The 14,642-nt window shown below is 77.2% G+C and carries 1 protein-coding gene; it reads right to left on the reverse strand.

Annotated elements, in window-relative coordinates:
- Nucleotides 1–9: 9 nt before the first annotated feature.
- Complete coding sequence (locus QC282_RS28155) at nucleotides 10–14,634, reverse strand: type I polyketide synthase (protein ID WP_279552395.1); 14,625 nt, start codon at nucleotides 14,632–14,634, stop codon at nucleotides 10–12.
- Nucleotides 14,635–14,642: the final 8 nt, after the last annotated feature.

Consider the following 14,642-nt stretch of genomic DNA (forward strand, 5'->3'; position numbering starts at 1 on the left):
GCGACCGGTTCAGTGGTCGGTGGGTCGGCCGATCTCGCTGTCGATGAAGGCGATGATCTCTTCGGCGCCGGCGGTGGCGATCCGCCGGCGGACGTCGTCGTCCGCGCCCCGCTCCTTGGGGCCGCCGTCCTCGGTGATCCGGGCGAGCAGGGCCCGCAGCCGGTCGGCGGCGCCGGTCCGGGCGGCCGGGTCGAGGCCGCCGTCGGCGAGCGCGGTGGCCAGGGCGGCGTCCAGGCGGTCGAGTTCCGCGCGCAGCCCGCCGGGGGGCGGGGCCTCGGTGCGGCCGAGGCGCCGCGCGAGGTGCTCGGCGACGGCCAGCGGTGTGGGGTGGTCGAAGACGACGGTGGCGGGGATGCGCAGCCCGGTGACGGCGGCGAGCCGGTTGCGCATCTCCACGGAGGTGAGGGAGTCGAAGCCGAGCCCGGCGAACTCGTCCTCCGCGCCGACGTGTTCGGGACTGTCGTGGCCGAGGACGGCGGCGGCCTCGGCGCGCACCAGGTCGGTGAGGTGCCGGGTGCGTTCCCGCGGGCGCAGTCCGTCGAGCCGGGCGGCGAGTCCGGCGGCGCGGTTCGTCCCGGCGGCGGTGCGGCGGCCGCCGATCAGTCCGCGCAGGATCGGCGGCACCGGCCCGGCGAACTGCGGGGCGGCGCCGCCGCGCGCCGAGGTGCGCATCAGCACCGGCCGGGCGTCGTCGCGGGCGGTGGCCGCGTCGAACAGGGCGAGGCCGAGTCCGGGATCGAGGGGCGGGGTGCCCGAGCGGTTCATGCGCCGGCTGTGCGCCTCGCTCAGGGAGCCGGTCATGCCGGAGTCCTGCGCCCAGGGGCCCCAGGACAGGGAGTGTCCCGGCAGGCCGTTGGCGGCGCGGTGCTGGGCGAGGGCGTCGAGGAAGGCGTTGGCGGCGGCGTAGTTGGCCTGGCCGGGGCTGCCCATGACGCCGGCGGTGGACGAGTACGTGACGAACGCGTCCAGGTCCAGGTGGCGGGTGGCCCGGTGCAGGTGCCAGGCGGCGTCCGCCTTGGGCCGCAGCACGGTGTCGAGGCGGCCGGGGTCGAGGGCTTCGAGGACGCCGTCGTCGAGGACACCGGCCGTGTGCACGACCGCCGTCAGCGGATGCCCGGCGGGGACCCGGGCGAGGAGGCGGGCCACGTCGTCGGGGTCGGCGACGTCGGCCGCGGCGAGGGTGACGCGGGCTCCGTGGGCGGCGAGTTCGTCGCGCAGTGCGCGGGCGCCGGGCGCGTCGGGGCCGCGCCGGCCGGCCAGCAGCAGGTGGCGCATGCCGTGGGCGGTGACCAGGTGCCGGGCGAGGACGCGGCCGAGGCCGCCGGTGCCGCCGGTGATCAGGACCGTGCCGTCGGTGCGCCAGCGGCCGGGTCCGGCCGGCGCGGCGGCGACGGCCGAGGGGGCGTCGGGCACCCGGGCGAGCCGCGGGACCCGCGGGCATCCGTCGCGCACCATGAACTGCTCCTCGTCCGTGCCCGGCAGGGTCGGCAGCACGGCCGCGGAGGCCGGGTCGCCGTCGACGTCGGCGAGCAGGAACCGGCCGGGGTGCTCCATCTGCGCGGACCGCACCAGGCCCCAGACCGCCGCTGCGGCCGGGTCGGTGACGTCCTCGCCGTCCGGGGCGACCGCGCCGCCGGTGACGAACACCAGACGGGTGCGGGCGAACCGGTCCTCGGCCAGGTACTCCTGCATCAGCGTCAGCGCGCGGTGCGTCAGCTCGTGGACCGTCCCGGGTCCCTCGGCGGAGCGGCCCGCGAGGGGGACGGCGACGAGCCGTACCGGCGCACCGTCACCTTCTCGCAGTCCGGCTAGGGACTTCACTGGTTCCGCGACCGGGCCGAGCCCGGCGAGCAGCGCCGCCGCGTCCACGCCGGGCACGGCGGCGCAACCCTCGCCGGGGCCGGGCGCGGTGGCGGGCTCGCCCGGGTCGAGCACGTACCAGGGCGCCGGGGCGGCGGGCGCGGGCGGCACGGGCCGGTCCTCCCAGTCCAGGCGGAACAGGGAGGTGCGCAGGTCGGGTCCGGCGGCGGGGGCGTCCGCGCGGCGCTCCGCCGGGCGCAGGGCGACGGCCCGCGCGGTGAGCACCGGGGCCCCGGAGGGGTCGGCGGCGGCGAGTTCCAGGGTGTCGCCGGTTCCGGTCAGCCGTACGCGCAGTTCGGTCGCCGAGACGGCGTGCAGGGACACGCCCCGCCACTCGACGGCGAGCAGCCGCTCACGCTCGTCGGCCCCGGTTCCCGCGACGAGGTGCGCGGCGTGCAGGGCGGCCTCGAGCAGCGCCGGGTGGAGGCCGAAACCGGCATGCTCACCGGCCTCCTTGGGCAGGGCGACGTCGGCGTACAGACGGGTGCCGTGCCGCCAGGCGGCGCGCAGGCCGCGCCCGGCCGGGCCGTGGTCGACACCGGCGTCGGCGAACCGGTCGTACAGGTCGGTCAGGTCGAGCGCGGTCGCCCCGGGCGGCGGCCACGGTCCGGCCGCGAACGCGGTCGCGTCGGCGTCCACGGGCGGCTCCTCGGCCGTGAGCAGGCCGTGGGCGTGCTCGGTCCACTCGGCGTCGTCCGGCTCGTGCGCGGGCCGGCTGTGGCACCACAGAGGGCGGCGGCCCTGCTCGTCGGGGGCGCCGATCCGCAGTTGCAGCCGGAGCGCGCCCTGTTCGGGCAGGAACACCGGTTCGGTGAGGGCGAGTTCGGCGACGTGCGGGCTTCCGGCCCGGTCGCCGGCGCGCACGGCGGCCTCCAGCAGGGCGGCGCCGGGCAGCCGGACCGCGCCGTCCACGGCGGACCGGTCGAGCCACGGTTGCAGGGCACGGGAGACCGTGCCGGTGAGCACCAGCTCCCGCGCGCCCGCGACCGGCAGCGCCGCGCCCAGCAGGGGGTGGTCGGTGGCGGCGAGCCCGAGCCCGGCCGCGTCGGCCCGGCGCAGCGAGGCGGTGGGCCACAGCCTGCGGCGCTCGAAGGGGTACGTGGGCAGGTCGGGCAGCCGGCGGGCGCCCGTGCCGGCGTACAGGGCGGCCCAGTCGACGGTGACGCCGTGCACGTGGAGCGCGGCGAGGGCACTCACCGCGGCGCGCTCCTCGCCCTGGTCGCGGCGCAGCGCGGGGACGGCGACGGCGGCGTCGGGGGCGAGGTCGGCGAGGAGGGAGGTGAGTGCGCCGTCGGGGCCGAGTTCGAGGAAGGCGTCGGCTCCGGAGCCGGTGAGCGCGCCGACCGCGTCCGCGAAGCGCACGGTCTCCCGGACGTGCCGCACCCAGTGGCCGGGCGAGGTGAGGGCGTCGGCGGCCGGGGCGCCCGTCAGGGTGGAGACCAGCGGGATGCGCGGCCGGTGGTACGTGAGGCGCTCCGCGACGGCACGGAAGCCGTCGAGGACCGGGTCCATCAGCGGCGAGTGGAAGGCGTGGGACACGTCCAGCGCGCGGGACCTGCGGTCGCCGAGCCGGGCGAGGACGGCCGCCACCGCGTCCTCGGTGCCGGACAGCACCAGGGACGACGGCCCGTTGACGGCGCCGACCGCCACCTCGCCGGTGAGCAGCGGCCGGACCTCGTCCTCGGTCGCGGAGACGGCGACCATGATCCCGCCGGGCGGCAGCTCCCCCATCAGCCGGGCCCGCGCGGTCACCAGGGCGCAGGCGTCGGCGAGGGACAGCACGCCCGCGACATGGGCGGCGGCGATCTCGCCGACGGAGTGGCCGGTGACGTGGGCGGGGCGCACGCCGAGGGACGCGACGAGCCGGTGGAGGGCCACCTGGAGGGCGAACAGGGCGGGCTGGGCGTGCTCGGTGCGGTTCAGCGGTCCGGGGTCGTCGCCCCACATCACGTCCCGCAGCGGCGCCTCGAAGTGCGCCAGGACCTCGTCCAGGGCGTCGGCGAACACCGGGAACCTGGCGGCCAGTTGGCGGCCCATGCCGGGGCGCTGGCCGCCCTGGCCGGAGAAGACCAGGGCGAGGGTGCGTTCGGCGGCGGCGCCGCGCGGGACGTCGCCGTCGCCGAGGACCACGGCGCGGTGCGTGAAGGGGGTGCGGGCGGCCAGGGAACGGCCCACGTCGCGGGGGTCGCGGTCCCGGGCCCAGTCGGCCAGTGCGGTGAGCCGGCCGTCGAGGGCCTCGGCCGTGCGCGCCGACACCGGCCAGGGTGTCACCGCGGGCTCCGGCCCGGCCCGCTCCGGTTCCGGCGCGGGCGCGCCCTCCAGGATCAGGTGGGCGTTGGTGCCGCTGATCCCGAAGGCCGACACGGCGATACGGGGTGGCCGTCCGGTCTCCGGCCAGGGCGTGGTGTCGGTGAGGAGGGACAGGGCGCCGGCGTCCCAGTCGACGCGGCTGGAGGGGGTGTCCGCGTACAGGGTGCGGGGCAGGCGGCCGTGGCGCAGCGCGAGGACCGACTTGATGACCCCGGCGACACCGGCGGCGGCCTGGGTGTGCCCGATGTTGGACTTCACCGAGCCGAGCAGCAGCGGGCGTTCGCGGTCCTGGCCGTAGGTGGCGAGCAGGGCCTGCGCCTCGATGGGGTCGCCCAGCCGGGTGCCGGTGCCGTGGGCCTCCACGGCGTCCACGTCGGCGGGGGCGAGGCGGGCGGCGGCGAGGGCCTGGCGGATGACGCGCTGCTGGGAGGGGCCGTTGGGGGCGCTGAGCCCGTTGGAGGCGCCGTCCTGGTTGACGGCCGAGCCGCGTACGACGGCGAGCACGTCGTGCCCGTTGCGCACGGCGTCGGAGAGCCGCTCCACGACGAGCATGCCGATGCCCTCGGACCACACCGTGCCGTCGGCGTCGTCGGAGAACGCCTTGCAGCGCCCGTCGGCGGCGAGTCCGCCCTGGATGCTGAAGCCGACGAAGCTGACGGAGGTGGTCATCACGGTGACGCCGCCGGCCAGCGCCATCGAGCACTCGCCGGTGCGCAGCGCCTGGCAGGCCAGGTGCAGGGAGACCAGGGAGGAGGAGCAGGCGGTGTCGACGGTGACGGCCGGACCCTCCAGGCCGAACACGTAGGACAGCCGTCCGGAGATCACGCTGGCCGCGAGACCGGTGCCGAGGTGGCCGCCGATGTCCTCGCGGGCGCGGGTGGCGAGGTGCACGTAGTCCTGGCCGTTGGTGCCGACGAAGACACCGGTGCGGCTGCCGCGCAGCGACCGCGGGTCGAGCCCGGCGTGCTCGAACGCCTCCCACGACGTCTCCAGCAGCAGCCGCTGCTGCGGGTCCATGGCGAGGGCCTCGCGCGGGCTGATCCCGAAGAACCCGGCGTCGAACTCGGCGGCGTCGTACAGGAATCCGCCGCGGGTGGTGGCGCTGCTGCCGGGGCCGTCGCCGTGCAGTGTTTCGAGGTCCCAGCCTCGGTCGGCCGGGAACGGGCCGGTGCCGTCGCGCCCGCCCAGCATCAACTCCCAGAACTCCTCCGGGTTCCGCACGCCGCCGGGGAACCGGCAGGCCATGCCGACGACGGCCAGCGGTTCGTCGGGGGCGACGGCGCCGGTGCCCGGGCTGTCGGTGGTCCGGCTGCCGGTGGCCGTGCCGTTTCCGACGAGTTCGGTGAGCAGGTGCGCGGCGAGGCGGCGCGGGCTCGGGTAGTCGTAGACGACGGTGGCGGGCAGGGTGAGGCCGGTGGCGGCGGCCAGTCGCCGGCCCAGTTCGACGGCGGTGAGCGAGTCCATGCCCAGTCGGCCGAACTCGTGGTCGGGGTCCACCGCGTCACGGCCGCGGTGGCCCAGGACGACGGCCGTCTCGGCGCGGACGAGTCCCACCATGTGCCGCTGCCGCTCGCCGGCGCCGAGGGCGCGCAGGTCCTCCGGGAGCGCCGTGCCGGAGGCCGCCGGCCGGCCGGCCCCGGTCTCGCGTCGCGCGGTGCGCGCCGCGGTGGCCGCGTCGGGCCAGTACCGCTCGCGCTGGAAGGCGTACGTGGGCAGGTCCACCCGGCGCGCCCCGGTGCCGGCGCACAGCGCGCGCCAGTCGACGGGGACGCCCGCCGCGTACAGCGTGGCCAGCGCGGCGACGCAGGCCTCCTCCTCGCCCCGGTCGCGGCGCAGCAGGGGCGTGACGGTGGTGTCGTCGCGCGGTCCGCCGGACAGGATCAGTGCGCTGAGGACGCCGTCCGGGCCGGCCTCGAGGAAAGCGGTGGCCCCGGCGTCCGACAGGGCGGTCACGGCGTCGGCGAAGCGGACGGTGTCCCGCGCGTGCCGCACCCAGTACTCGGCCGAGCACAGCTCCCCCGGTTCCGCGACGCGGCCGGTCAGCGCCGACGCCACCGTGCGGCGCGGTGCGTGGAACTCCAGGCCGGCCAGGGCGTGCCGGAAGTCGTCCAGCATCGGGTCCATGAGCGGCGAGTGGAAGGCGTGGCTGACCGTGAGCCGGGTACGGCGTCGCCCGCCGAGGGCCGCGACGACACGGTCCACCTCGGCCTCGGCGCCCGAGACGACGACCGAGCGGGGGCCGTTGACGGCCGCGAGGGACACGCCGTCGGTGAGCAGCGGCCGCACCTCGTCCTCGGCCGCCTCGACGGCCACCATCGCGCCGCCCGTCGGCAGCGCGGCCATCAGCCGGCCGCGCGCCGCCACGAGCACGCAGGCGTCGGCCAGGGACAGCACCCCGGCGACATGGGCCGCCGCCACCTCACCGACCGAGTGCCCGGCCACGTGTGCGACGGTGACGCCCAGGGACTCCACCAGCCGGAACAGGGCCACCTCGACGGCGAACAGCGCGCACTGCGCGTGGTCGGTGCGGTCCAGCAGGGCCGGGTCCTCGCCCCACATCACGTCCCGGACGGGGGTGTCGAAGTGCCGCAGCACCTCGTCCAGCGCCCTGGCGAACACCGGGAAGCGGGCGTGCAGTTCGCGGCCCATGCCGAGGCGCTGGCTGCCCTGGCCGGTGAAGACGACGGCGAGGCGGCGTTCGGCGGCCACGCCCCGGGCGAGTTCGAGGGTGCCGTCGGGCGTGGTGAGCAGGACCGCGCGGTGTTCGAGGGCGGCGCGTCCGGCCAGGGTCCGGGCCACGTCCGGCGCGTCGAGGCCCTCGGCGGCCGTGCGGACGCGGTCGATCTGCGCGTCCAGCGCGGCGGGCGTGCGGGCGGAGAAGACCCACGGCAGCAGGGCGGTCACCGGCTCGCGGCCGGGTTCCCGTGCCGTCGGCGGCGGGCCGGGTTCCCGTGCCGTCGGCGGCTGTTCGAGGACGGCGTGCGCGTTGGTGCCGCTGATGCCGAAGGACGACACGGCGGCGCGGCGCGGCCGGCCCGTGTCCGGCCAGGGCGTGTTGGCGGTCAGCAGGGCCACGGCCCCGGCCGCCCAGTCGACGTGCCGGGTCGGCGTGTCGGCGTGCAGGGTGCGGGGCAGGACACCGTGCCGCATCGCCATGACGGTCTTGATGAGTCCGGCGGCACCGGCGGCGGCCTGGGTGTGGCCCAGGTTGGATTTCACCGACCCGAGCAGCAGCGGCCGTTCGGGGTCCCGGTCCTGCCCGTAGGTGGCGAGGAGGGCCTGGGCCTCGATCGGGTCGCCGAGCGGGGTGCCGGTGCCGTGCGCCTCCACGGCGTCGACGTCGGCGGGGGTGAGACCGGCCGCCGTGAGGGCCTGGCGGATGACCTGCTGCTGGGAGGGGCCGTTGGGCGCGGTGAGGCCGTTGGAGGCGCCGTCCTGGTTCACGGCCGTGCCGCGGACGACGGCGAGCACGTCGTGCCCGTCGCGCACGGCGTCCGACAACCGCTCCACGACCAGCACCGCCACACCCTCGGACCAGCCGGTGCCGTCGGCGCCGTCGCCGAAGGCCTTGCAGCGGCCGTCGGGTGCGAGGCCGCCCATGCGGGAGAACCCGGCGAAGCCGACCGGGGTCGACATGACCGTGACCGCGCCGACGAGTGCCAGCCCGCACTCGCCGCCCCGCAGGGCCTGCCCGGCGAGGTGCAGGGCGACCAGGGAGGAGGAGCAGGCGGTGTCGACGGTGAGGGCGGGCCCTTCGAGGCCGAACACGTACGCCAGCCGCCCCGAGGCGACACTCGTGTTGAGGCCGGTGGTGGCGTGCCCCTCGACGTCGACGCCGGAGTTCATGACGAGGGTGCCGTAGTCCTGTCCGCTGAGGCCGACGAAGACGCCGGTGCGGCTGCCGCGCAGGCTGTGCGGGTCGAGGTCGGCGCGTTCCAGGGCCTCCCAGGCGGTCTCCAGCAGCAGTCGCTGCTGCGGGTCCGTCGCCAGCGCCTCACGCGGCGAGATCTCGAAGAAGCCGGCGTCGAACTCCCCGGCGCCGCGCAGGAATCCGCCCGCCACACCCTCGTCGGCGCCGACTCCGGTGTGGTCCTCCCAGCCCCGGTCGTCGGGGATGCCGGAGATGGCGTCGCCGCCCGCCGCCACGAACTCCCACAGCTCGTCGGGCGAGGTGATGCCGCCGGGGAAGCGGCAGGCCATGCCGACGACGGCGAGCGGCTCGTCCGGGGCGGGCGCGGCGGTGGACACCGGCGCCGCGCCCTCGGCCACGGCGCCTTCCTCGATCAGCTCGCCGAGCAGGTGCGCGGCCACCCGGCGCGGGGTCGGGTAGTCGAACACGAGGGTGGCGGGCAGGGTGAGGCCGGTGGCGGAGGCCAGCCGGTTGCGCAGTTCGATCGCGGTCAGCGAGTCCACGCCGAGCCGGCGGAACTCCTGGTCGGCGTCGACGGCGGCGGCCGTGCCGTGGCCCAGCACGCCCGCCGCCTCGGCCCGCACCAGGTCCACCAGATGCCGCTGCCGCTCGTCCGGGCGCAGGCCGGCGAGCCGGTCCACGAGCGCGCCGCGCGAGACGGTGGCGCCGCTGCCCGCCGTGCGGCGTCCGGCGCGCACCAGGCCGCGCCGCAGCGCGGGGACGGCCGCCCCGGGCGACAGGGGCGCGCCGCCGACGGGCAGCGGCGCCAGGACGGCCGCGCCGGTGGTGACGGCGGCGTCGAACAGGGCGAGGCCCTGCTCGGCGGTCAGCGGCGGCAGGCCGAGGGCGGAGACGCGTGTCAGGTCGCGGTCGGTGAGGCCTGCGGTCATGCCGCCGCCCGTGCGCTCCCAGCCCGGCCACACCAGCGACAGCGCGGGCAGGCCCGCCGACCGGCGGTGCTGCGCGAGGGCGTCGAGGTAGGCGTTGGCGGCGGCGTAGTTGGCCTGGCCGGGGCTGCCCATCAGGCCGGCGGTGGACGAGTACAGGACGAAGGCGGCGAGGCCGAGGTCCTTGGTCTCCTCGTGCAACTGCCAGGCGGCGTCCGCCTTGGGGCGCAGCACGGCGGCGAGCCGGTCGGGCGTGAGGGCGTCGAGCACTCCGTCGTCCAGGACGCCCGCGGTGTGCACGACGGCCGTGAGCGGGTGCGCGGCGGGCAGCGCGTCCAGCACGGCGCGTACGGCGCCGGGTTCGGCGAGGTCCCGGGCGACGACCTCCACCCGGGCGCCGTGGCCGGTGAGTTCGTCGCGCAGGTCGCCCGCGCCGGGCGCGTCGGGGCCGCCGCGGCTGACCAGCAGCAGGTGCCGGACGCCGTGCGCGGTCACCAGGTGGCGGGCGAGGAGACGGCCGAGGCCGCCGGTGCCGCCGGTGATCAGGACCGTGCCGTCGGGGTTCAGGGCGGGCGGCAGGGTCAGGACGAGCTTGCCGGTGTGCCGGGCCAGGCTCATGAGGCGGAAGGCCTCCGGGGCCCGCCGTACGTCCCAGGAGCGCACCGGGAGGGGCCGCAGGGCGCCCGTGGCGAACAGGTCGTCCAGGGCCAGCAGCATCCGGCGGATGCCGTCGGGTTCGACCCAGCCCAGGTCGAACGCCTCGTACCGGATGCCCTCGGGAACACTGCCGGGGTCCCGGATGTCGGTCTTGCCCATCTCCAGGAACCGGCCGCCGTCGCCGAGGAGCCGCAGCGAGGCGTCCACGAACTCGCCGGACAGGGCGTTGAGGACGACGTCGATGCCCCGCTCGCCCGCGACGGCTGCGAAGCGGTCGGCGAACGCGGTGTCGCGGGAGGAGGCGATGTGGTCCTCGGCCAGGCCCAGTTCGCGCAGCACGGTCCACTTGGATTCACTGGCGGTGGCGAACACCTCGGCGCCGAGGTGCCGGGCGAGCCGGATCGCCGCCATGCCGACGCCTCCGGCTCCGGCGTGCACGAGGACCTTCTCCCCCGGTCGCAGGCCGGCGAGTTCGACGAGCGCCCGGTACGCGGTGAGGAACACCAGCGGCACCGATCCGGCCGTCTCCCACGACCAGTCGCCGGGTACGCGCGTCATGTGCCGTTCGTCCACGACGACGGACGGTCCGAAACCGCCCGCGACCATGCCCATCACGCGGTCGCCGGGCTGCCACAGCCGGGCCTCCGGGCCGGTCGCGACGACCACGCCGGCCGCCTCGGAGCCCAGCGGCCCGGCCTCGCCCGGATACATGCCGAGCGTGCTGAGCACGTCCCGGAAGTTGATCCCGGCGGCCCGCACCGCGACGCGGATCTGGCGTCCCGTGGGCTCCGCGTCGTCGCACGGCACGAGGGCGAGCCCGTCCAGGCTGCCCTTCTCCCGCACGTCCAGCCGCCACGGGCCGCGCCCCGGCGGCACCAAGCCGGCGCCGGCGCCGCGGGCCAGCCGCCCGACGCGCACCTCGCCCGCCCGCAGCACGACCTGCGGCTCCGCCTCCTCGAACAGGGCCGGGAGAGCGGGCAGCAGCCCGGCGGAGGCCGCGTCGGTGTCCGTGTCCACCAGCATCAGGCGGCCGGGGTGTTCGGCCTGCGCGGACCGCACGAGCCCCCACACCGCCGCGGCGGCCAGGTCGGCCGGGTCCTCACCGGCGTCGGCGGCGACCGCGCCGCGCGTCACCAGGAGCAGGCGGGAGCGGCGGAAGCGGTCCGCGCCAAGGAACTCCTGCAGCAGGGACAGCACGTGGCGGGTCGCGGTGTGGGCCGCCTCGGGCCCGGTGCCGGAGCCGGCGACCGAGGCGACGAGGTGACGCGGTGCTCGCTCACCGCCCAAGTCGGCCGGAGACGGCACGAGTTCCGCGCCCGGCACGTGCCCGGCGAGCCCGAACGGGTCCGCGCCCACGACCGCCCAGTCGCCCTCCGCGACAGGGGGCGTGCGGCGTGCCTGCCACTCCAGCCGGAACAGCGACCCGGCCGGGTCCGGTACGGCGACGGGGGCGCTGTCGTCCGGGGCGGCCCGCAGGGTGAGCCCCTCGACCGAGACCACCGGGGCGCCGTGCGCGTCGGCGGCGTCCACCACCACCGTCTCCGGCCCGGTGCGCCGCAGCCGCGCCCGCAGCAGACCGGCCCCGGACGCGCGCAGGGTCACCCCGCGCCACTCGAACGGCAGCAGCCGCTCCTCGTCGCCGGCGAGGGCCGCCGCGTGCAGGACGGAGTCGAGCAGGCCGGGGTGGACGCCGTAGTCGCCGGTGTCCCGGACGGACTCGTCCAGGGCGATCTCGGCGAACAGGTCCTCGCCGCGCCGCCACACGGCGCGCAGCCCGCGGAAGGCGGGCCCGTACTCCAGGCCGGCCTCGGCGTAGCGGTCGTAGCGGTCCGCGATGCCGACGGGTGTCGCGTCGCGCGGCGGCCACACGGACGCGTCGAAGGCGGCCGGTTCGGCGGCCTCGGGGGCGAGGCGTCCGGTGGCGTGCAGGGTCCAGGGGGCGTCGGGCCGGTCGGCGGGCCGGGCGTGGAAGCGGATCTCCCGCCGTCCCGCGTCGTCCGGTTCGCCGACCTTCACCTGCACCTGGACGGCGGCCTCCCGGGGCAGTACCAGCGGTACCGCCAGGGTCAGTTCGGCCACGCGGGCACAGCCCGCCTGGTCCCCCGCCCGGATCGCCAGTTCCAGGAAGCCGGTGCCCGGGAAGAAGATCATGCCGCCGACGCGGTGGTCGGCCAGCCACGGCTGGACGGCCGGGGACAGCACGCCCGTCAGCACCAGTTCGTCGGTCCCGGCGACCAGCATCGCGGCGCCGAGCAGCGGATGCCGGACGGCCTCCAGCCCGGCGCCGGTCACGTCGGCGGTCCGCAGGCCGCCCGACGGCCAGTACCGCTCGCGCTGGAAGGCGTACGTGGGCAGGTCCACGCGCCGGGCGCCCGTGCCGGCGAAGAACGCGGCCCAGTCGACGCCCACGCCGTGCACGTGCAGCCCGGCGAGCGCGGTGACCAGGGCGGGTTCCTCGGCGCGGTCCCGGCGCAGCAGCGGCAGGGCGACGGCCCGCTCGGGCAGGACGGCGCGGGCCGGGGCGGTCAGCGCGGCGTCCGGGCCGACCTCCAGGAAGGCGGTGGCACCGGCGTCCGACAGGGCGGTCACGCCGTCGGCGAAGCGCACGGTCTCCCGGACGTGCCGCACCCAGTACTCCGCCGAGCACAGCTCCTCCGGCTCGGCGATCCGCCCGGTCACCCCCGACGCGACGGCGATCCGCGGCTCGTGGAACTCCAGTTGCGCGACCGCCTGCCGGAAGTCGTCCAGCATCGGCTCCATCAGCGGCGAGTGGAAGGCGTGGCTCACCGCGAGCCGGGTGCGGCGCCGGCCGTCCAGGGCCGCCAGGACCCGGTCGACGTCGTCCTCGGTGCCCGAGACGACGACCGAGGTGGGCGAGTTGACCGCCGCGATCGACACGCCGTCGGTGAGCAGCGGCCGTACGTCGTCCTCGCCCGCCTCGACGGCGACCATCACGCCACCTTCCGGGAGCGCCGCCATCAGCCGGCCGCGCGCCGCGACCAGTGCGCAGGCGTCGGTGAGGGACAGCACGCCGGCGACGTGCGCGGCGGCGATCTCGCCGACCGAGTGCCCGGCGACGAACCCGGGCCGCACGCCCCACGACTCCAGCAGCCGGTACAGCGCCACCTCGACGGCGAACAGCGCGCCCTGCGTGTGGTCCGTGCGGTTCAGCAGGGCCGCGTCGGCGCCCCACATCACCTCGCGCAGCCCGGTGCCGAAGTGCGCCAGCGCCTCGTCCAGTGCCGCCGCGAACACCGGGAAGCGGGCGTGCAGTTCGCGGCCCATGCCGAGGCGCTGGCTGCCCTGCCCGGAGAAGAGCAGGGCGAGCCCGGGGCGTCCGGTGACGTGCCCGCAGACGGTGCCGGGGCCGGTGGGATCGGCGAGGGCCGCCGCGTAGGGGGCGCAGTCGTCGGCCGTGCCGACCAGGGCGGTGCGGTGGTCGAGGGCGGCGCGGGTGACGGCGAGCGAGTAGGCGACGTCCAGGGGGCGCAGGGCCGGGTCGCGGGCGAGCAGGTCGCGCAGGCTCCCGGCCTGGTCGCGCAGGGCGGCGGGGGTCGCGGCGGAGAGCAGCCAGGGCAGCGCGCCCGGGACGCGGGTGGGCCGCCCCGGGGCCGGTTCGGGCGCGGGCGGGGCCTGTTCGAGGACGACGTGGGCGTTGGTGCCGGTCACGCCGAAGGAGGACACGCCGGCGCGGCGCGGGCGGCCGGTGTCGGGCCAGTCGGTCGCCTCGGTGAGCAGGCGCACCGCGCCGGACGTCCAGTCCACGAGCCGGGTCGGGGTGTCCGCGTGCAGGGTGCGCGGCGCGACGCCGTGCCGCAGGGCCATCACCGTCTTGATGACGCCGGCGACACCGGAGGCGGCCTGGGCGTGCCCGAAGTTGGACTTCACCGACCCCAGCAGCAGGGGCCGTGCACGGTCCTGGCCGTAGGTGGCGAGCAGGCTCTGCGCCTCGATGGGGTCGCCGAGCGGGGTGCCGGTGCCGTGCGCCTCCACCACGTCGACGTCGGCGGGGGTCAGGCGGGCCGCGGCGAGCGCGGCGCGGACGACGCGCTCCTGGGAGGGGCCGTTGGGGGCGGTGAAGCCGTTGGACGCGCCGTCCTGGTTGACGGCCGAGCCGCGGACGACGGCAAGCACCGGGTGCCCGTTGCGCACGGCGTCGGAGAGCCGTTCCAGCAGCAGTACGCCGACGCCCTCGGCCCAGCCCGTGCCGTCGGCGCCGTCGCCGAAGGCCTTGCAGCGGCCGTCGCGGGCGAGGCCGCCCTGCCTGCTGAACTCGACGAGCGGTCCGGGGGTGGCCATCACGTTGGCGCCGCCGGCCAGCGCGAGCGCGCACTCGCCGCCGCGCAGCGCCTGGGCCGCGAGGTGCAGGGCGACGAGGGAGGAGGAGCAGGCGGTGTCGACGGTGAGGGCGGGGCCCTCCAGACCGAGGGTGTAGGAGAGCCGGCCGGACAGGGCGCCGGCGGCGATCCCGCTCCCCACCTCGCCGTCGGCGTCTTCGAGGGTCCGCAGCACCAGGTGGGCGTAGTCCTGGCCGTTGGTGCCCATGTAGACGCCGGTGCGGCTGCCGCGCAGCGTGGTCGGGTCGATGCCGGCGCGTTCGACGGCCTCCCAGGACGTCTCCAGCAGCAGACGCTGCTGCGGGTCGAGGCGGAGTGCCTCGCGCGGCGAGATCCCGAAGAAGCCGGCGTCGAAGTCGGCGACGCAGTCGAGGAAGCCGCCGCGGGTGCTCAGTTCGTTGCCGCGTTCGTCGGCTCCCGCGGCACGCAGCGCGTCGAGGTCCCAGCCCCGGTCGGCGGGCAGCTCGGTCATCGCGTCGGTGCCGTCGGCGACCAGCCGCCACAGGTCCTGCGGGGAGCGGACCCCGCCGGGGTAGCGGCAGCCGATGCCGATGACGGCGACCGGTTCGGCCGCGGCGGCGACCAGTTGCCGGTTCTTCCTGCGCAGGCGTTCGACGTCCTTCATCGCGGCCCGCAGGGCCTGGACGACCTGCTCGTCGGGCGTCGTGGTCATGGCTGGCT

It is taken from the genome of Streptomyces sp. DH24, from assembly GCF_029813775.1.
Classification (GTDB): domain Bacteria; phylum Actinomycetota; class Actinomycetes; order Streptomycetales; family Streptomycetaceae; genus Streptomyces.

Coding starts and splice junctions, on each gene's coding strand:
- QC282_RS28155 (WP_279552395.1), bottom strand. CDS start 14,634: ATGACCACGACGCCCGACGAGCAGGTCGTCCAGGCCCTGCGGGCCGCG.